Origin of the sequence: Nostoc sp. (genome assembly GCF_036917675.1) — a bacterium.
GTDB lineage: Bacteria > Cyanobacteriota > Cyanobacteriia > Cyanobacteriales > Nostocaceae > Nostoc.
Genome location: NZ_JBALCT010000008.1, coordinates 34,363 through 54,831 on the forward strand (window position 1 = coordinate 34,363; position 20,469 = coordinate 54,831).

Here is a 20,469-nt window from a genome sequence, read left to right on the forward strand (position 1 = left end):
CGTCTAATAAGTAGTTATGCTTTTAATTAGGGATGAGGAAAAGTATTAATGTCCTGTCGCATTCTTCACTGCGGGAAGTCACTTAATAATTACAATCTTTGTATTGAGTATTCAGTTGCTGGTTTCGGTACACGAGGATCAGAAAAGGGTGACATTATTTTTCTCGCAGTTAACCATGAGAAGCGAACTCTTTGTGGACTTCGAGCAAGACTGGGCGAACCAACAGATCAACAGCCTTGGCCTGATGCAGATCGTTATGTCTCAGCCTATAAACTTATTGATATTGAGTATGCTAATCCCTTTGATATTCGTTTCCTTCTAGACTACGGTGGAAAGTACTGGACTCTTAAGTTTCTACAAGGTGCAAAAGCTATAAAAGACGAAAAAGCTGTCCAAGCACTTCATGACGCTTTTGACAAACACCATGTTGAGCAACCCGTGCGGTTACTTAAGGTAAATGACTTAAATACAGAAAAGAAGGAAGAGGAAGAGGATACCCTTCTAGAAGTCGATCCAAGTGAATTGTCAGAAGTGTTGTTAGAAGTTCCAGAAGCTAAAATTAATGTTATGGGTACGTTCCAGACAATTCCCTTCAAAAATGAGACAGATGTCCTGCGTGGTCTCGAAAGTTTGGTAAATGAGAATTTTTATAACCTATTTCCTCGCTATAGCTCTAATTACTCCCTTCTTATTCCAGAAAATCCTCTATTCTTATCATCTGGCGTTGAAGCACGTGGTGAAAAACTAATCAAAGGCATTAGGTCTATTCCTGATGCACTTTTGATTGTCTACAGTGAGTATGAAAAGCAGCCATTTAAAATTGCACTGATTGAGTACGAATGCTTTGGCGAGAACAAGACCCGTTCTCAAGAAAAGTCGAAATACCTCAATGGGCAAGTTATTCCTCAACTCATGCGATTTGCGTCTGCATTTAGTATCGTCACTGATAAACAGATTCGAGATCAGACTATTAAGATGTGGGTCGATAAGATCATACAGTACATATATGTAACCCCCGAATATATTGGCAAAGTTTCAAGTTGGATTAAGCAAATTAGACCAGATATTTCGGATCAACTTGTTGGCCGAGAGATTGATCGAATTCTCACTGAAGCTTTCCAAAAGGCTCTGCAAATTCTTTTAATTATTGATGATTTGAGTGACGAACAAAAGGACACAATCACTTATGTAATTCGAGCATTTAAGCTTGAGAGCGGTGAGAGCATAGAGTTTATTTCGTACATTGTCCGCCTTGAACAACGTATTCGGATTTCAGATAGTGATGCGGAATATGCTCTATCAGTTCAGTAATAGTATCGGCTCAATATCCAAACAAATAAATCAATACTTTTATACTTAAACAACATTGTGATTATTTAAGCTACAATATAATTTTTTGCGTATTTATATTGATGAAAACCCGGATTTATACTTCAACAGGAAGAAAATAATTATACTTAACTACTTGCCTTGAACTTCCTTAACCGCGATCGCTAATCTAGGGTTAGGGAAAAATTAGGTAATACCTGAGAAAAGCAAATAACTTTTAGCAGAGAAAAATAAATGGATTTACTGCTTGCTATCTTTGCTTATGGTGTAGCTGGCCGTGGGTTTATCGCCTAATTTAAGGAAAAACCAGGGAATCATTACACATATCCTCGCAAATCCTTACTATATAAGCAATTCCCTAATTTATTTCCATATAACTGCTGTGGGGCCATTGTCCGCCTAATAGTGCATAAATTTCTACAGGTTTAGCGGAAATTGTTATGCCTAGTTCATAAGATTTGCCTGTGAAAGCAGCAAAGCGTCTCACAGCTTCGTCATAAAAGCGACTATGACGGTATTTCTTATTAGTTAAATCAATGGCAAAGAGTCCATAAAAATAGCGGGGTATACTTTGGATTGTTTCGACGATCTGACCTAAATTTCTTGCCAAAATTGCATTACGAGGAACTTCTGTTTCCCAAGCTGTATCTAATGCCCAAGATGCACAAGTTAGATGAGAACCGCCGCAAATGCCGCAAATACGAGGCGTGACAATTAATCCGGCTTGGGGATCTTTACCACGCAAGATTACTTCAAATCCTCGGAAAAGTTCGGCGTGTGTCCAGGCGTTGACTACCCGCCCATTTTCGATGTCAACTCGGACATCTAAATCGCCTTCAACTCTACCGACAGGCGATATATCTAATGATTGAATTCCCATTCTCTTCTCCTAATTTTTTATAAGCATTAAAGTTTTGTAGTTTTGTAGGGTGCGTTATGGACTTTAGTCCTAACGCACCTAAAATTTGAGGTGGTGCGTTACGCTACGCGATAACACACCCTACAAAATTTAATGACTAATGACCAATGACCAATAACTAAACTGTAAAAAAGTCTTCTTCTGCCCAAGGTGGTGCTGCCTCTTTGGCGACCATTGTGAGTAAGGCGTAGTCTTTTTTGTTCACTCCTGGCGGTAATTCTTTGGGAACTCCCATGACTGTTTGGGTTTTAAATACAGTTCCAGGTTTGAGGTCAAAGAAGGGAAATTCTGGTTCGGTGCAACCTAAACAAGGCATCCCAGCGCGGGTTTTGGATGAGACGCGGTTCCATAAGATGCGGTTGCAGGAGGAATGAGTCATAGGTCCGCGACAACCTAAGTCATAGAATAAGCAGCCTTTACGCTGACCAAATTCGGCGGTTGAGGCTTTGTAGGCAAAATGGACGTTGCGGGTACAACCTGTTTGGGTATAGCTGTTGAAGAAGGTTTGGGGACGATTTAGTTCATCGAAAGCAATGTCTGCTATGCGTCCAGTAGCGATCGCAACTAATATCTGCGTAATCCAGTCGGGATGGGCGGGACATCCAGGTATATTAATTACAGGTAATCCAACTTGGGATACGAAATCTTTCCCTAAAAAGCCGCCTTCTTGACGCTTGAGAAATTGCAAACCTTCCGACTCGCTGGGGTTGGGTGACATAGCGGGAATTCCTCCCCATGTGGCACAATCTCCCACGGCGACGATAAATTTAGCAACTTGGGCGAGGTCTGCTAACCAATCTTTCATGGCGCGATCGGCAAAACGATTCCATTCGCCGGTGCCGTTGGGGGCGTTGACAACACTGCCTTCAAATACCAAGATATCTAGGGGAATTGTGCCAGAAATGCAATTTCGTAGCAGTGTTTGTAAGTTGTTACCTAGTTCCAATCCCAAGGATGGATGCCAAAGTAAATTGATACCAAAATCGGCAATCAAATCGCAGACTGTCGGTTCTTCAGCGTTGAGAAATGACATGGTGTTGCCTGAACAAGCACCACCCTGTAGCCATAGTACGTTAGTCATCGGCTATGCGTTTTTCTATTGTTTCCCAGGCATGATGTAGGTGATTATGCTTGTAAAGTTTCACCTGTTTATCAATATTTATTTTTCAATTGTAAGATATTTTTTTATTTAATTCACTTTCATTAAAGAAGAATTAATCATTAACAATAACTGAAATCCCATCAAGATTAAGTTAAAAGGTTATGTCTTGTTCGCTAAATTACAGGACTTATGCAAAAAGGCAGTGAAAGCCTTGATTAGACCGTAGGGGCAATTCATGAATTGCCCCTACATTTCTTGATGCGTAAGTCCTAAATTAGTCAGATTGAGCATTGGTCAATAATCTATAATTCTTCTTCCCCTGCCTCCCCCTACGGTGTACACACAAGTCTTTGGTGACACAATTTACGGTTAAGTCTCATAGCTCCTGCGATACTTCACCCTGGTTTTACTACGTAAAATCTGTCCCTCTCCTTAGTAAGGAGAGGGATTAAAGATAGGACAGGGTGAGGTTTTAGACGACTTTTGGGTAATCTGATAACTTGTGTCTACACGGTAGCTGCCTCCCCTGCCCCTTTTGCTCACAATATGGCAATATATAAAGTTGTAGCTGATCGCCTAGGTAGAGGTTTAACGTGGATACCATTGCAATACCTGCTCTAAATCGGCCAGTGGATGCCACGGTAGAAATTCCCGGTTCTAAAAGTCTTACCAATCGGGCATTGGTTGTCGCAGCTTTGGCGCAAGGTGACTCCATTTTAGAAAATGCCTTATTTAGTGAAGACAGCGAGTATTTTGCCAAATGCGTAGAGCAATTAGGCATTCCCATTACTTTGAATCCTGATTTGGCTCAGATTCAGGTTACAGGAAGGGGAGGCGACATCCCAGCTAAACGGGCAGATTTATTTGTGGGTTTATCAGGTACTACAGCACGGTTTATTTCGGCGCTAGTGGCGCTGGGTAACGGCGAATATCGGCTAGATGGCGTGACTAGGATGCGAGAACGACCGATGGGCGACTTGTTGACGGTGCTGCAAATTGGTGGAGCAACTGTTAATTTTGAGGGCAACTCCGGGTTTATGCCCTACACCCTCTATAGTCGGCAATTCGCTGGCGGAAATTTTCGCCTGAAAGCCAACCAAACAAGTCAGCAACTTTCAGCATTGCTGATGATTGCCCCTTATGCTCAACAGGATACGATTTTTGAGGTTGAGGGTACACTGGTTTCTCAGTCTTACGTCAAAATGACCTGTCGCCTAATGGCGGATTTTGGCGTAGAGGTGATTGAAATCGGCGAGAATCAATTTCAGATTAAAGCCGATCAGCGTTATCAAGCTCGACATTACACAATAGAACCTGATGCGTCAAATGCTTCTTACTTTTTTGCCGCCGCCGCCGTCACGGGTGGACGGGTGCGCGTCAAACATTTGACTAAACAATCTTGTCAGGGTGATATTCTGTGGCTGAATGTTTTAGAACAGATGGGTTGCGAAATTAAGGATTCGGATGATTACACTGAAGTGACAGGGCCAAAGCAATTGCAAGGCATCGACATTGATATGAATGATATATCAGATTTGGTGCAAACATTAGCTGCGATCGCGCCTTTTGCCAGTTCACCGATTACCATTCGCAACGTGGAACATATTCGATATAAAGAAACCGAACGCATTCGCGCCGTTGTCACCGAGTTGCGTCGTCTGGGAGTCAAAGTTGAAGAATTTGCAGATGGACTTTATATTGAACCTAGCCCCATTACCCCGGCGGCGATTGAAACCTATCACGATCATCGAATGGCGATGGCTTTTGCTGTCACTGGTTTGAAGGTTCCAGGAATTGTAATTAAAGATCCTGGTTGTACAGCGAAAACTTTTCCAGATTATTTTACCCGATTCTTCCAAATGTTAGAACAATAGGAGATTACCAGTATTCTCGTAGGGTGTGTTATGCCGGAGGCTAACGCACCAACTCTTTTTACCTCTAATTAAAGTTTACTTAAACTGATCATTCTAAAATATGGTGACTCCAATGACTTGGAGACTTATTTCTTTATCTTAAAAAGGGAAAAATCATTGATTATCATCAGTGATGAATACCCATTTCCGAAATAAGTAAGTTAGAAACTAACTCTTTCTATACTTTGTAGTGTGGATTGCTGACAAAAGTTTATTGTGAGAAAAGCTGAGATGAAATTAGTTCCAAAATTAGTGCTTGCTGCTGCTAGTCTGACTTTAGGTTTTGCTACTGTAGATGCAAAATCTGCATCTGCTGCAATTATTAATTACGCTTTCACAGTTGATAGCCCCGTAACTAAGGGAAATGGTTTTTTTAGCTTTGATGACTCAACTTTTAGTAATGACTATAATCCCGAAGCTACTATTAAGTCACTCTCTTTCAAATTTGACGGTGATTCTACCGTTTACACAGAACAAGATGATGCCAACTACCCAGACTTTCCTGTTGTTTTTCCAACCACATCCTTAACGGGAAAAACATCTTTGGCATTAGATTATCAGTTCAACGATAAAGCTAATCCTTCCAGTTCTATCAGTTACGAAATCATCGGTAATGATTTGACAATTTTTTCTAAAACCTCTCCAAATGCTGAACTTATATCAGGTAGAGTTTCGTATACACAAGTACCTGAACCTACACCTTTAGTTGGCGCTCTCTTTGCTTGTAGCCTTGGCTGGATGATCAAGAGAAAAGGAGCATCAATGAAAAAGGTTAAAGTCTAACCTTAGTTAAGTTGATATTAACGCTTTCTTTGCCAAGGATTAATCTCTTATTAGTAGGCTTTTACGTAGCAATATAACATCTAACACATTGATACTAAGATAAAAATTGGGAATTAAAACCTGATTTTGCTAAGGGAATTAATTACGAAGTTTGCCTACGATTACCCTGGCTTCTTTGTGTTAGCTGTTGCTGTGGTTTAACTTACCTGTTAGTCAGGAGTAGAGAATGGTAGATTACCGGAATTTTGAGCAGTTCCTGCATAGTCGAATCAAACGACGCAACTTAATTGTCGGGGCAGGAGCATTGTCTGGGTTAGCGATCGCTAACCAATTTTCTCATCAAACAGCGATGTCTGCCGACAAGCCGCTAGGCGTCTACGCTAAAAGCAGATTTTCCAATTATCCTTTCACTTTGGGTGTAGCGTCGGGTGATCCCTATCCCACCAGCGTAGTGATTTGGACTCGTCTAGCTCCCGAACCCTTAAACGGAGGTGGAATGCCATCTGCTAATGTGCCAATTCGCTGGGAAGTAGCAACCGATCCCGATATGAGGCACATTGTCTCCAGAGGTACCGTACTGGCAACTCCACAACTAGCTCACTCAGTTCGAGTTGTGGTAGAAGGACTGCAATCTGATACTTGGTACTGGTATCGCTTTCTGGTCGGTCAAGACGCTAGTCCCATTGGTCGCACTCGTACAGCACCTTTAGCAGGTGGCTACTTAAATAAATTAAACTTTGCCCTTGTTTCCTGTCAGCACTATGAGCAGGGGTACTATACTGCTTACAAATATATTGCCCAGGACGACCTCAACTTGGTAGTGCATGTTGGAGATTACATTTATGAAGGAGGAATTTCAAGCGATCGCCCCAGAAAGCATAACAGTGCAGAAATTCTGACTTTGGAAGATTACCGCAACCGTCACGCCCTCTACAAAACCGATACCAATCTGCAAGCAGCTCATGCAGCCTTTCCCTGGATTGTCACCTGGGATGACCATGAGGTGGAAAACAACTACGCCAACGATATCTCAGAAATTGATACTGAACCAGATCAGAATCGGGCAATCTTCCTCCAACGGCGGGCTGCTGCCTATCAGGCTTACTACGAACATATGCCACTGCGCCCCTTCTCGCGTCCCGTTGGCCCCGATATGCAACTTTTCCGCCGGCTCTCCTTTGGTAACTTAGCCACCTTCCATGTCCTAGATACCCGCCAATATCGCACCGATCAGCCCTGTGGTGATGGTACCAAAGAACGTTGCCCACAAAATTTAGATCCGAATGCAACAATTACTGGCAAGCGTCAGGAAGATTGGCTATATGATGGTCTAAATAGCTCACAAGCTAAGTGGAACGTTTTGGCCCAGCAAGTTGTAGTTGCTCAGATAGACACAAAACCAGGGAAAGGCGGAACCTACAGCATGGATAAGTGGGATGGTTATGTGGCTTCCCGCGATCGCCTCATGCGTTTCTTAGAACAGCGCAAACCCTCTAATCCAGTAGTCTTATCAGGCGATATCCATTCCAACTGGGCAATGAATTTAAAGGCTGACTTTAATAACCCAGAATCTACTACAGTCGGGAGTGAATTCGTCTGTACCTCAATAACCTCCGGTGGAGATGGGGCAGATACCAATCCAAATGTTGAAGCTTACTTACCCGATAACCCACACATTAAGTTCTTCAACGGTCAACGGGGGTATGTTCGCTGTGCGCTGACTCCCACAACCTGCAAGACAGACTATCTAGTTTTATCAAACGTCACAACCCCATTTGGCACGATTAGTAAGCGGGCTTCATTTGTGGTTGAAGATGGTCGTCCCGGAATACAACAAGTCTAATCGTTTAATTCCCAGGTATTGAAACCAGACAATCACAGATGGACACAGATAAATAATTAGTATTTATCTGTATCCATCTGTGTTTTCATTTTCAGAAAATTGACTTTTGCAAGTCGATGCTTTCTAGAGTCAACCCAATCGACAAGATTAGCGATCGCACTATAACCGCCATATTTTTTTCAGACTTTGCAAACAATCTTCTTGTCGCTGCTTAATAACTGCTGGAGTCCATTCAGATTGTTGTAAAACTTGGGTTGTCAGAACAAAAGGAGAAATCCCTTTTTTGCCAGCAAAATACTTTTCTTTCTTTTTGCCAAAATCGTAGTTTTGAGCCTCAGCATTCTTGTTTCGAGAGAGTAATGCCAAGTTACCTATGCGATGCAGATACTGGATGCGTTCTACTTCATTCGGAAACCACTGAAGCCACTTACTGCCTTTACTTGGGTTCTGAGGAAGTACGTGTTCAACTGTAATAACTGAATAGTCGGAACTCGCTTCCCCTTGGGAAAGTGTAGAGTCAAGGGGCAGAAGAACATATTGCCTAATTCGCTTGAGAATATATAAATCCCCATCAAGCGTTTTAATGATTCGATTGATTTCTTCAGGAGTTAGCTGTAAAGGTGACTCAAGTGCATATAGATCGAGATTTACTTGAATAGCGATAAGAAGTTTTGCATACCGTCCGATCCGTTCATTAATGTCCGCTCGCAAAATGAATAAGCCTGCTGCTAATCGCTCAAGATCAGTAAAAAACTGTTTTAATTTACCAGGAGTCTGGCTATTTATAGAAAAATATAGAATTGCTGGCGGAACCCAATCAAAGTTGTCTATTTGATTCAACCATCGAAGTAAAGAATTAATCGTTTCTGCATCTTTATCACTTTGGTAATTGGCTGTTTTGATAATGTCTAAAGCATCAGAATAAGGCTTTAATACTTCGTCAATAAATTTCTGTGGCTCTATCTTAGGCAATATATCCTCACGAAATTCCTTGAGAGTTGTCTTACGCGGTTTAGCCTTACGCTCAATCATGCGGATATGGGCAAATAGTTCTTGAAACTTCTCTCGACCTAAATCTTCTTCTTCAGTTTCCCAGATTTTTGTGTATTTCTCCTGTTGAGATGGAGCAATTGCTCCAATAACCTCTGATTTAAGGAAATCACTGAGCGAGAGGTCTAGACCACGCGCATTGAGAATAGAAAATATGCGATAAGCTGAGTCAAGATAAGGTGTAGAAACAACAACGAGAAAACAGCGCATCATTATCTAATGAGCAAAACTATCTCGCCGTTGCTCAGAAAGTTTCCTTAGTTCTTCAAGAAAATAGTTCGCATTGATTTGAATGTTTTTTTGACTATCTGTTAATTGCGAGGTATCAAGTTGTAAAATATCGTCTAGTTTCTTCTCGTCTTGTATGTAGTGGCGGAAAAAATCTTCATCTCTTTTCCCTAGTTTAAGACGATAGCGATTCTCTTTCCCTTCAATCTTTTTACCTTTTTGATAAATATAGTGCGTAATTTCTGAAGCACTTTCAAAATTTGCCAAGCTCCTTAAAACAGATAGAAGAATTGTGAGAGTCGTCAGACGTTGCTGACCATCCACTACATCTGCTTCAGGGGCATCTTCACTCTTAATCAGAACTATACTTCCTAAAAAATAAGGGTTGGCATCAGTTACAGCTTCTGAACCATCTCCTAAAAAAGACAATAAATCAGTTAACAACTCACTTGCTTGGTCTTTTGTCCACGCATAAGGACGCTGATAAGGCGGTATGGAAAATGCGAAGTCGTTACTAAAAACTCTGAATAGTGCTTCCTCTGTGGCATGAATAGCTACTGGCATAAAATTTTAACTTACTAGCTAAGTATAATGTGATGCTACTTTCCCTAATCAGACGCAGTTTAACTCACTGATTACTGCGATCGCCACATTGATATCAGGAGTAGTGTTATCGCTATTTGACAACAAGGGAATGCCACAAAATGGCTTTTTGCGATCGCACGATGTTTTCAACCTCAACCTGCAAGCAGAACTATTAGTACTCGTTGCATTTTTTTAAACATCTGTTACATTACTTTACAGACGGTTGTAACTGCTACAACACTTGAACTTTGGAGTTTTACTTATGTCAGGTTTTAAGAATCCTGCGCCTATTGTTTCAGAAGATCCTAATGCTGTGCGTTTTGGCTTCACTCCTCAGAGTGAAAATTGGAACGGTCGTCTTGCAATGATTGGTTTTCTATCTGCAATTTTGATTGAAGCTTTTTCTGGTCAAGGGTTACTCCATTTCTGGGGCATCCTCTAAATTGATGATAGTTAACGTGAAATAGGCGGTTAGAAACCGCGTCTACACGAAACTTTACCTGCCTTTACAGGTTTCAAACAAGGGGCTTAAGCCCCTTGTTCCTCTTAGCTAACAGAGGGTGAGCTTCTGTTAGTGTGGCCGTAAACTGGGCGAATTCCATTCGTCATTGCTCAAGTTGACACGCATAACGGGTATACCTTATTGTCTATATTCCACACAAGTCATTCGTTTCTAACCTATGGCGGTTGATGGAATTGGTGCAAAATATCAGATTTTTCCGGTTGAGGCGAAATATAAGTGAATAATTACTTTACATTGAATATCTATAGCTAAAACTCATGGAAATACCCCAACGCGTATCAGTCCGCTACAAAGACGCGTCCTTCAATAGTAATGAAATCCGCTTGAGAACCTTGCGGCTTGGATTGCAAATATGGGATGAACAAACCAAACCTAGAAAAACAGAGCTTTATCAATTTATATCGTCTTGCTTGAAACAAGTTGACCGCCAAGATCGTTTTATGTTTTCGCTATTGTTCATAGAATTAACAGACCTCATACGCAATTCTTCGCTGGAAAGGGGAACAAAAGAGGTTCTGATTAAAACAGCTTTTAGAGAATTTGCTTGTGCGATAACAGACTTTGAAGACGTTCCCAAATAAAGTTGGTGATGGAGGTGCTGGTATTGCGTAGGTGTAACCCAACCCAAGCATCGTCCTAAAGTCAGCTAATCTAATCGAGTAGGATATTTATAGCAGCTTTCCAATCAGATTAGTTTTTTTTGCTGAATGCGCGGATGGGTAGGTGTTGGGGAAGGGATGACTACAAAAATGGCTGAATTGCGCTATATGCAATAACTTGAGAGCTTTAGCATTTGTAAAGCATCCGCGCCCCTTATTGGGACTACTTTTCAGCCATTTACCTCTAGCAAAATCACGACTCCTCATGTTATGATTTCTGCATTCGCGCAACCGAACCTTAAAAATCAAATAAGGCAGGGTTTTCAGAAGCCAGCGATCGCAATTACCTAAAATCCCTATTAGGGATTGAAACAATTTAAATCCAAATGTAACGCAAGCCGCACTCAAATATCGCAATTACCTAAAATCCCTATTAGGGATTGAAACGGGGATAAATGTAGTGTGAAGATGCCTTCTGGAGTATCGCAATTACCTAAAATCCCTATTAGGGATTGAAATGGTCAGCGCGGGTTAATTGGTAGTTTTGGGCACATTACAGTTATCTCAAATACTTATTAGTTTAGTGATTAAAACAGCATTATACGTATTCCTAAAGAAGTGTAACAGAAGAATTGAGATGTGTAGACCAATGCTCTATGACATCACAGCTTGGCGATGGTTTTTAATATAGGAATCCGACTTGAGTTTTATTAGGCTGCCCTGAGAGTATAACCCATATCAGGTAAGGTTTCTACCGTTACAGGATTTCAAAAATCAAATATAAATCCTAGTAAGTCGGCGTTAAAAAATCAACCTATGTGATGAAATGTAACCTCAGCGAACAGCTTATAAATGACTAATTCCACAGTTTTTACAAAACTAAACATACATATGTTTTATCGTGCCGACTTACTTACTTAGTGACAAAAGTAACGATTTAAACATGACTTTTGTCACAGGCATATACCTGATTATTCCGATTAGATTGAGAGTATACAAATCAAGTAATGCAAGGCAGATAGAGGATATATGAACCGCTTTAAATCTATTCTTCTTGGAGGCTTATTAGCAGCTGCTTCAATTTCTGCTTTTTCCCAAAATGCTAATGCTGCTGAATTTAAATCTGAGCATGATTATTTGAATCGCAATACTGTAGCTTTTAATAATGGTAGAGTCCAACACGAACGTCAAGTCCGGGAACAACGCGCTCATGAATTGCGTGAACGTCAAGCTCGTGAACGACATATTCGTGAATTGCGTGAACGTCAAGCCCGTGAACGACATATTCGTGAATTGCGTGAACGTCAAGCTCGCTTTCGTCACTAAGAAAACGTGAATTAGACGGCTCATATAGTCTTTGTCTAATTAGCTAAATTAAAAGACCTCTAAGAGGTTTTACTAGGCAAAAACGTCCCTCTCCGACTCGGAGAGAGACAGACTTGAACTAAAGTTCAAGGTAGATAAAGGTTCGTTGAACTGCTGTTGAGAATGCAAAGAATATTTGCATTTAATTGATTTTAAAATTGGCTCTTAATGCAGTTCACTACAATTACTGTAGTTTTAGTTTTGAAATTTTTGAATAAGTGTAACATTGAATATGGTAATAATGCGTCTTCCCATAGTTGCTGCCACCTTCATGGTTGCCAGCGTTAGTATAGGTACACTTTTGGGCGTTGCAGCTCCCGCTTCAGCTCAGGAGGTAATCACTTGTGCAAGCCAGAATAATCAGAGGAATACTTGTTCAATACCTACTAGAGGCAGAGTAAGGTTTGTTAGGCAATTGTCTGATGCCAGTTGTAGAGGAAATTGGGGCTATAGGAATAATCGTATTTGGGTGAAAAATGGTTGCCGAGCTGAGTTCTTAGTTGGCGATCGCAGAAATGACAGAAATGACAGATAGGAAATTGGATATTTGGGGTCGCCGTATCGAAACGGTCTAACGCGCGAATCGCGGCTATTGCCCTTGGTGTCAGCCATGCTATATCTACCCCAAGATAAATTGGTGAGAAAAACAGGTGGTAGTTAAAAATTGTTCACACTACCACCATGCGAAATAGAATCTTAACCTGTCACTAGCGATCGCTAATAAATAGATACCAACACCTTATCTGCTGCTGCCCGGAATGCAGTTGCTGCACCAGCGCTCATATCCCGTGGCGCACAGATCCGATTTCTCACATAGGCGAGTGTGATGGCTCCAATCGCAGACACAATCGGATCAGCATTGTCTTTGCCACCCACGCGCCCCCACGGTAATGCTCCGCCATTAGCATTAATCAGATAGTCAGCCAGCAGTCTGAGGTGAAAATCAACCGCTTCTTTAACAGCTGTTGTGTCGCCATTAACCGCCAATGCTTGCACCCCGGAGTTTTTCAGGATGTCTCCTAAAGCAACTTCCCGGTTATCAGTCAACCTCTCAGCCGCTTCTGCCCGAAATTGGATTTCCTGGCTAATTGCTGGGTCTAGGGGCAAGGGATTGCCGATTGGTGTCACGCCCCATCTGCGACGCAAGAGTAAATTGTTGGTCGTATCATCCGATTTGACACGGTGATAGGCGGGACGCTGTTTGAGTGCTTCAAACCAAGCGTTGATCCGAGGATATCGGGGATTTCCCTTGAGGTGATATCCCCGATAAACGGGTAAGTTAGCTGCCAATCGGTCTAAATGGGGGCTATAGGTAATATCTACCAGGCTAAAGTTTGACAAAAAGTAGGGGCCAGGATACTTTCCGAAAAGTTGCTCCAGTTCGTCTAATTTGGCTTCAAAAGCTGCCTGTAAGCTTGCTAATTCATGAGGATCTTCAGGGGCTTGTCTGAGGAATTTGTAGGCGATATATAAACCATTGGTTTCAGCATCCTCAAGCCACTGTCTAGCAACGGCGTTTTCCTCTGGGTCTTCAGGGAGCAGGGTAGTCCCAAATTGTTCTTCTAATGCTAACAGAATGTTTTTGGATTCATAGACTAACTTTCCCTCAATTTTGGCAGCCGGGACAAGAGCTGTGGGAACTAAATCTTTATACCATTTAGGTTTATTAGTCAAGTCGATAAACTCTGTCGCAAAGGGAATTTCTTTTTCTTCGAGAGCAAACCAAACCCGTTCGCAAAATGGACACCAAGAATTGGTATCGCGGTAGAGCAGTACTGGCGGTTCTGTATTTGGTGGTAGTTTATGAAGACTGCTAGGGATGGGAGCAGTAGAAGGAGATTGCCCTGGTCTACGCACCCGTCTAGCAGGGGTATTTTTTTGAGCAATTTCTAACAGTTGTTCCCAATTAGTTACTGTGTCTTGAATTGACATATTTCACCTTAATTTAAGTTAACTTTTATAGGGTGAGAATGTTCCAGAGGATAATAGAAAGCTTAATTATTCAACTTTTTTTGGAAAGTACGGTAATTTTATTACCTTACCGGAGTTAATGGTAATTATTGCATAAAAATAGTTTGAAAGCAAGATTTAATATATCTATTTTTTGACTTGTTTAAGTCGGCAAAATCATAAAAATCTCTATAAATGCTAGAATCTACAATACTTGCAATTTTATCGAGTGTAGCCCAAGAGTGAAGCACCTCATCCAATTAAAGCGCTACCAAAGACTAGCCATGCAGCATTGAGGTGGAAGCGAATGGCTAAAATGGCTGAGACGATCGCGATCGCCAAGCCGAGAAAATCTACAAATGGGGCTTGTGGTTAAGAAAGCTTTTGATTTCAACTGCAATTTTTCGCCCTGCCTTATCAGCTGCAAGGACTTTTTCTGCCCCTAAGTCAATCTCAAATTTTACACGCTCAATCCTGATTTTTAGCGGATCTGCTGTAATCACCCACTGCTCTTTTAAAAGTGCTTGTTTTACAGCATCATGGAATAGGTCTTTGGCAGCCATTTGTCCTCAGATTGCAGCGATCGCAATCGCAAAATATTTAATTCTCACTCGCCAATTTCCGCCGTAATTCTCGAATAGCAGCGCTAGTATTACGTTCGTAGGCAATTTTTAAACACTCTGTGACTAGTTCTGAGACATTGATGTTAGGGAAATAACGGCTACTGGTTTCAATAGTGTAGCGATCGCCTTGCAATCTGTAAATCACAAGCTGGTTTTTCCTCAACAACCAAACTTCTGGTACTCCATAAGGCAGGTAGTCATTCACATCGGTGTAGCTGGTAATGTCTATCTCCACCACCAAATCGGGTGACGGATCAATGCCCCAATTGATGCGGTTTTTACCTGCGATTGCCTCCCAGTTATCAATATAAAAACAGTAGTCTGGTTCTATACCACTTTCCTGTGGCAATTCCATTGTGATTGGGGTAAATGCCTCGTATTCTCGTCCCAGATGATCAAGCAAAACTTTGACTACATCTGCAATTACACTTACTTTACGTCCATGTTCTGGTAGCGGTGCCATCAAGAGAATTTCTCCATCTCGATACTTAATACGAGGAGAGGAGCGATCGCCTAGTTGTTCATTCAGTGCTTGATAATCTTGCCAACTTCCGGGTAGGCGTATTACCGCGCCAGGGGGCAAATGGATGGTATCGGGTGTGACAACAGCGAACATACAACTGAACCTCCACCTCCACTGTAATACTTAAATATCAACTGCTGCGGCTGAAAAATACAGCAGCGACAATAATTAAACCTAAAAGTACCAAGGGAACCCAGAGATTAGGGATATCTGACAAACTCATATTTAATTACGAATTACGAATTATCTTAAGCCAATGCCTTCTTTAGCGAATTCTTCAACAGTTTTTTGTGATAATTCATGAGTTGCGATCGCCTGCAACATTGCCAATGGTAAAGTCAAATGATCCGCCCCGGCTTGCAATGAAGCGGCTGCTTCTTCGGGAGATTTGATACTAGCTGCCAAGATTTCAGTATCACTCCCTTTGAGGACGCTAGCCATATCCCGCACCAAAGCAATACCATCACCTAACAACCGCGTAGCTCGATTTACATAAGCTATGGCAATTTTAGCTCCGGCTTCCCGTGCTACTGCTGCTTGTGCTGCACTGTAAATCGCTGTCACCGAACAAGTAATTTCTGAGGATAAACTCGCCACCACTTCAAAACCTATCGGTGTTGCGGGAATCTTCAAAATTGTTTGTGAACCAATAATCTTGAAAGCTTTTCTACCTTCAGCTAGCATCCCAGCTTTATCAGATGCCACAATTTGATAGTATAACGGGCCATTCGTCAAGGCTACCAATTTTTTGAGCGTGGTTTCTGGTGGGGTATCGCTTTGAGCTAACAGCGTGGGATTTGTTGTAATGCCTTTCACCCATCCCCAAAGCTTAACAACTTCGGCTTCAGATGCGATCGCTGAGTCTAGATAAATTGCCATAATTCGTCCTCTTAATAGTCTTACGGTGTACACACAAGTTATCAGATTACCCAAAAATCCTCTAAAACCTCACCCTGCCCTATCTTTAATCCCTCTCCTTAATAAGGAGAGGGACAGGTTTTACGTAGTAAAACCAGGGTGAGGTATCTGAGGAGCCATGAGACTTAACCGTAAATTGCGTTCAGAAAGACTTGTATGTACACCGTAGTTTCTCACATTGGGAGAGGCTAGCGTCAAGCGAGAAGACCGCGCTGCTTCACCAAAATCCAAAATTTAAAATCGTTTGACATACCCTTTCAGGGATAATTCTGGTTATACAGCAGCCTACACGGAGAACTTAAGATGACATCTCCAGAAACGGTTATATGGCTACAAGAACGGACGACTTTAGGAATTCTCTCGCCTGAAGTGTTAAATGCGATCGCACAAGTAATTGAAGAACAAGTAGTGAGTGCCGAAACTGACTTAGTTAGCGAAGGCACTCCTCCAGAAGCCCTTTATATTCTTGTAGAAGGTCAACTCGAAACCAATAGCACTAATGAAACCAACCCAGCCTTAGCTTGTGGATTCCTCCCCGGAGCAGTGATTCAACTTCAAGAATTGTTGTTGGATGAATTAACTCCATTCACAATTACTACGGTAACAGAATGTCACTTGTGGGTTGTGCCTGTTGCTAAATTTCGGGAATTAGTCAGCCAATACCCCGAAATTACTCAGGCTTTTTCTCGCCAATTGGTTCAAGAATTAGCTCAAGTGACATCTGCACTTGGCCACGAACAAGAACGTTCCCTCGCCTTGCGACCATATTTAGTCACCAAAGCGCAACGCGGAATTATCGGTACAAGTCGCTATGCGGTGCGGCTGCGGGAGCAAATTCGAGAAGCGGCTGCTGACCGTAAATCAGTGGATATTTTTGGAGAACCAGGCTTAGAAAAAGACAATATAGCAGCCCTAATCCACTTTGGTTCTCCAAAACGGCGAGAACCAATTATTAAAGTAAATTGTGGTATTCTCCAAACGAGCGGTGCAGACTTATTTGGTCGCGCTGGCGGTAAACCAGGACTGTTGGAATGGTTGGGGGAAGGAACTCTAGTTCTCAACAACATCCAAGAATTGCCCGAAGAATTATTAGCTCCCGTGACGCAGTTGCTTAAAACTAGTACATATACCCCCGTGACTCGTTCAGGAGAACCAGCGTCCCAAGCTCGCCCCAGTAAAGCCAGAATTCTGATTGTTTCAGAAAAAACTCAGCCAACAATTGAGCGCTGTATTGGTCACATTATTAAAGTACCACCGCTACGGGTGCGGAAAGCTGATGTTCAGGCACAGGTTGAATATTATACTAGTCTCTACATTCGGGCTAGAGGCGTTCCGAAACCGCACATCACCCCAGAAGCTTTACGTCGCCTCCAGTCCTATGATTTTCCTGGCAACCTCAAGGAATTGAAAAATCTGGTTGAAAGAGCGATCGTGCAAGCGGAGGGTGCCAATGAATTAACAGAAGAAATTTTCTGGCCAGCCGAAACTAAGAAAAAACGATTTCGGGTGAATCTTTTAAATGCCTATCCTCCTTTACGGCGGTTTTTACGTAGTTCCTGGTGGCCCGATCGCATTAACTATGGTTTTACTGCAACGGCTTTTGCGATCATTGTTGCAGTGTTATTTATTGGGCCTCAAACCCGCGATCGCAATTTCGTATTAAATTTCTTTTGGGCTTGGTGGTGGCCTTTCTTCCTATTTCTCTTTCCCTTTTTGGGTCGTGTGTGGTGTTCTGTTTGTCCCTTCATGATTTACGGGGAAATTACCCAAAAGTTATCTTTATGGCTGTGGCCGCGAAAACTTAAGCGCTGGCCGAGAGAAGAAGCTGAAAAATTGGGCGGATGGTTCATGTTTGGTTTGTTCTCCCTAATTTTCTTATGGGAAGAACTCTGGCATTTAGAAAATACTGCTTACCTCAGCGCTTGTTTGCTGCTGTTAATTACCGCCGGGGCGATGATTTTCTCTGCCATTTTTGAGCGACGGTTTTGGTGTCGCTATCTCTGCCCCATCGGCGGGATGAATGGTTTATTTGCCAAACTCTCAATGACGGAACTCCGGGCACAGCAAGGGATATGTTCTGCCAGTTGCACCACGTATCAGTGCTATAAAGGTGGACCGCAAAAAGGCGAAGGGATGGAAACCAATGGATGTCCTTTATACTCGCATCCAGCGCAGTTAGAAGATAACAGAGATTGCGTACTGTGCATGACTTGCCTGAAAGCCTGTCCCCATCGTTCCGTTGAGTTCAACTTGCGTCCCCCTGGAATTGAACTGTGGACAACTCATGTACCCCGCACCTATGAAGTAGCATTATTGTTTTTGCTGTTGGGTGGGATATATCTGCATCGCTTGCCAGAGTTGCAATCTTGGTTGGGCTTACAACTGGATTTAACTCAGTTTTGGCAGCACTTGGGATTATCGCTGCTAGTGTTAATTATCCCAGCGATATTTACCTTTGCGGCTTATGGCTTGCTGCAAGTGTTCAACTTTAACCGTAAGTCTCGCTCATTTGTAGAACTTGCCTATGGCTACCTACCATTAGTTTTGGGGGGAAACTTGGCTCACTATCTACGTTTGGGCTTAGGCGAAGGTGGGCGGATTTTACCCGTAACTTTTGCTACTTTTGGTCTGAGTGGTGAACAATTGCCAATATTGGTTGCTCACCCGGCTGTGATTGCCTTTTTACAAGGTGCCACCATAATTTTCTCCGTGTTGCTGACTATGTTATTAACGCAAAAGATTGCAAAACAAGGAGTGCGATCGCTCATGCCGCAACACCTAGCAGCGATCGCTTTGGGAGTTAGTATGTGGGCGATTATCGTCTTTTGAGCTTCACATCTAGCGATCGCTCCTTATCTCGTTTATCTCCTTTTATCTCGTTTCCAGGTTCTACCTGGAAATGCACCTCATTGCGGCTCTGCCGCTTTTGTGGGAGGCAGCAGCCCCATTTTAGGCATTCCTAGTCTCTGACTAGGAACGAGGAATTTATAAATCGCCTGGGCTAGTTGCAAAATGTGATTTAAAAACATTCTTCCCTACGAACGTGATACAAAATACTCATATGATTTATGATTTTTTGCTCATAGTGTAAGGATTACAGATAATGCACGTTCTAAAAAGATCGATCAAACCAGCAACCTATATATCGTTCCTGCACATCTACCAAACGACTTGGGGGACTGCTGGTGATATTTGTTTAATCCGTGAATCTGTCGCTAATGAAAGTACAGCGAAGTTTATCGGTCATAAAATCGAGTTAGCAATTCCAAAAGGGCTGGAGCGCGATCGCATCGCCAACTGTCCGATCATCAAAGTTGCAGGTAATGTCGGCGACGGACATCCGAAAGAGCATCCCTTGGAATGGGAGGCTTATGAAGGTGTAGATCCAGAAATAGCTCTAGCGGCTCTCAAACCTTGGGGCTTCAAGTTAATTGAACTTTAATGTGGCGATTTGATCAGATCAACTCGTTTTCATTCTTCTGCTGAAATTACTTTTTTCCTAAATCGCCCGATTTTCTCCCCTAGCGCTATCAGACATTGGCTCAAATGGGAAAATTTATCTCACGCAAAATTTCCCATTTTTGCCCTAATATCAAGCTAATTGTTTTCCTCTAACCGGATATTTTCAAATTATTGTAGTATCTACATTAATATTCTTTTTCTGGCTAGGTTTAGTTATCAGACGGTAAAGATATAGCTGTAGCAGTTCCTGATTGATTGGTAAAAAACCTAACCACCTGCCCCCAACCCTTCTAGGGTTGGGGAAGAAAGAGTTTGTTGGAGCCTAATTCACCTGGTTTTATCCTTCAACCATGCCTAAGCATCTACACCAAATGAAAAAGCGATCGCCCTTTTTCCTTTTTCCCTTTATCCTGCTGTTGACTCTCCTCGTCGCCCTGCCTTGGGTAAGCGCGAAAGAACGGCCTAAGCCCAAGCCGGAAGCATGGCAGATTAACGGTATCGTTGCTGCCATTGATGATGAAAATGACGGAGTAAAGGGGTCTGCATTCAACAAATTAGTTGAATATGATCTGAAAGATTTAAAATCTCTGGGAAAGAAAGCGGAAGATATTGCTCAAAAAGCTGCCAAAATCCTCAAGGATAAAACCGTTGACCCAAATGTTCGTTCCGGTGCAGCATCGGCATTGGGAAATCTGGGGGAGGCTGCCAAACCCTATGTCAAAGACATCGCTGACATCCTCAAGGATAAAACCGT

General features: G+C 42.3%; 16 protein-coding genes and 4 pseudogenes. 11 read left to right on the forward strand and 9 right to left on the reverse strand.

Annotated elements, in window-relative coordinates; translation table 11 throughout:
• Window positions 1–48 precede the first annotated feature (48 nt).
• A complete protein-coding gene (locus tag V7K31_RS02910) occupies window positions 49–1,311 on the forward strand; it encodes a hypothetical protein (protein WP_335092483.1) in 1,263 nt (420 codons plus the stop codon).
• Window positions 1,312–1,699: 388 nt separating this feature from the next.
• Here V7K31_RS02910 and V7K31_RS02915 read toward each other — a convergent pair.
• A pseudogene (locus V7K31_RS02915) lies at window positions 1,700–2,209 on the reverse strand (nickel-dependent hydrogenase large subunit); the annotation flags it as partial.
• Window positions 2,210–2,366: 157 nt separating this feature from the next.
• On the reverse strand, window positions 2,367–3,329 hold the full coding sequence (locus tag V7K31_RS02920) for a hydrogenase small subunit (RefSeq protein WP_335092484.1): 963 nt from the start codon (window positions 3,327–3,329) through the stop codon (window positions 2,367–2,369).
• Between the two features lie 614 nt (window positions 3,330–3,943).
• Between V7K31_RS02920 and aroA the strand changes: the two genes are divergently transcribed.
• From aroA to V7K31_RS02935, 3 genes are all read left to right on the forward strand, one after another.
• On the forward strand, window positions 3,944–5,224 hold the full coding sequence (gene aroA / locus V7K31_RS02925; protein ID WP_335092485.1) for a 3-phosphoshikimate 1-carboxyvinyltransferase: 1,281 nt from the start codon (window positions 3,944–3,946) through the stop codon (window positions 5,222–5,224).
• A 270-nt stretch (window positions 5,225–5,494) separates the two neighbouring features.
• Window positions 5,495–6,046, forward strand: coding sequence for a PEP-CTERM sorting domain-containing protein (locus V7K31_RS02930; protein ID WP_335092486.1), 552 nt, complete (start codon window positions 5,495–5,497; stop codon window positions 6,044–6,046).
• A gap of 226 nt (window positions 6,047–6,272) precedes the next feature.
• Entirely contained in the window at window positions 6,273–7,889 is a 1,617-nt protein-coding gene (locus V7K31_RS02935; protein ID WP_335092487.1) for an alkaline phosphatase D family protein, read from the forward strand.
• Window positions 7,890–8,048: 159 nt separating this feature from the next.
• Here the strand turns inward: V7K31_RS02935 and V7K31_RS02940 are convergent, their stop codons facing one another.
• Window positions 8,049–9,152: an HNH endonuclease family protein gene (locus tag V7K31_RS02940; protein ID WP_335092489.1), complete on the reverse strand. Its 1,104-nt coding sequence runs from the start codon at window positions 9,150–9,152 to the stop codon at window positions 8,049–8,051.
• Window positions 9,153–9,155: 3 nt separating this feature from the next.
• A complete protein-coding gene (locus V7K31_RS02945) occupies window positions 9,156–9,731 on the reverse strand; it encodes a DUF262 domain-containing protein (RefSeq protein WP_335092490.1) in 576 nt (191 codons plus the stop codon).
• 283 nt (window positions 9,732–10,014) lie between these two features.
• Between V7K31_RS02945 and V7K31_RS02950 the strand changes: the two genes are divergently transcribed.
• The 4 genes and pseudogenes from V7K31_RS02950 to V7K31_RS31770 form a co-directional block, all read left to right on the forward strand.
• Window positions 10,015–10,194 (forward strand): chlorophyll a/b-binding protein, encoded by a 180-nt coding sequence (locus V7K31_RS02950; protein WP_190892099.1) that lies wholly within the window; start codon window positions 10,015–10,017, stop codon window positions 10,192–10,194.
• A 338-nt stretch (window positions 10,195–10,532) separates the two neighbouring features.
• On the forward strand, window positions 10,533–10,856 hold the full coding sequence (locus V7K31_RS02955; RefSeq protein ID WP_335092491.1) for a hypothetical protein: 324 nt from the start codon (window positions 10,533–10,535) through the stop codon (window positions 10,854–10,856).
• A 1,047-nt stretch (window positions 10,857–11,903) separates the two neighbouring features.
• Window positions 11,904–12,200, forward strand: a complete 297-nt coding sequence (locus V7K31_RS02960; protein ID WP_335092492.1) for a hypothetical protein — start codon at window positions 11,904–11,906, stop codon at window positions 12,198–12,200.
• 310 nt (window positions 12,201–12,510) lie between these two features.
• A pseudogene (locus V7K31_RS31770) lies at window positions 12,511–12,675 on the forward strand (DUF3011 domain-containing protein); the annotation flags it as partial.
• Between the two features lie 11 nt (window positions 12,676–12,686).
• Here the strand turns inward: V7K31_RS31770 and V7K31_RS02965 are convergent.
• From V7K31_RS02965 to V7K31_RS02985, 5 genes and pseudogenes are all read right to left on the reverse strand, one after another.
• Entirely contained in the window at window positions 12,687–12,851 is a 165-nt protein-coding gene (locus tag V7K31_RS02965) for a hypothetical protein (protein ID WP_335092494.1), read from the reverse strand.
• A gap of 105 nt (window positions 12,852–12,956) precedes the next feature.
• Window positions 12,957–14,171, reverse strand: a complete 1,215-nt coding sequence (locus V7K31_RS02970) for a glutathione S-transferase family protein (protein WP_335092495.1) — start codon at window positions 14,169–14,171, stop codon at window positions 12,957–12,959.
• Between the two features lie 389 nt (window positions 14,172–14,560).
• A pseudogene (locus V7K31_RS02975) lies at window positions 14,561–14,752 on the reverse strand (element excision factor XisH family protein); the annotation flags it as partial.
• A gap of 37 nt (window positions 14,753–14,789) precedes the next feature.
• Window positions 14,790–15,428, reverse strand: coding sequence for a Uma2 family endonuclease (locus V7K31_RS02980; protein ID WP_335092497.1), 639 nt, complete (start codon window positions 15,426–15,428; stop codon window positions 14,790–14,792).
• A 150-nt stretch (window positions 15,429–15,578) separates the two neighbouring features.
• The gene (locus V7K31_RS02985) at window positions 15,579–16,214 is read right to left on the reverse strand and encodes a transaldolase family protein (protein ID WP_335092498.1); all 636 of its coding nucleotides are present in this window, start codon (window positions 16,212–16,214) and stop codon (window positions 15,579–15,581) included.
• A gap of 342 nt (window positions 16,215–16,556) precedes the next feature.
• Between V7K31_RS02985 and V7K31_RS02990 the strand changes: the two genes are divergently transcribed.
• The 3 genes and pseudogenes from V7K31_RS02990 to V7K31_RS03000 all read left to right on the forward strand — a co-directional run.
• The gene (locus tag V7K31_RS02990; protein ID WP_335092500.1) at window positions 16,557–19,082 is read left to right on the forward strand and encodes a sigma 54-interacting transcriptional regulator; all 2,526 of its coding nucleotides are present in this window, start codon (window positions 16,557–16,559) and stop codon (window positions 19,080–19,082) included.
• A 274-nt stretch (window positions 19,083–19,356) separates the two neighbouring features.
• Window positions 19,357–19,695, forward strand: coding sequence for a hypothetical protein (locus tag V7K31_RS02995; protein ID WP_335092501.1), 339 nt, complete (start codon window positions 19,357–19,359; stop codon window positions 19,693–19,695).
• 370 nt (window positions 19,696–20,065) lie between these two features.
• Window positions 20,066–20,469 (forward strand): annotated as a pseudogene (locus V7K31_RS03000) (HEAT repeat domain-containing protein); the annotation flags it as partial.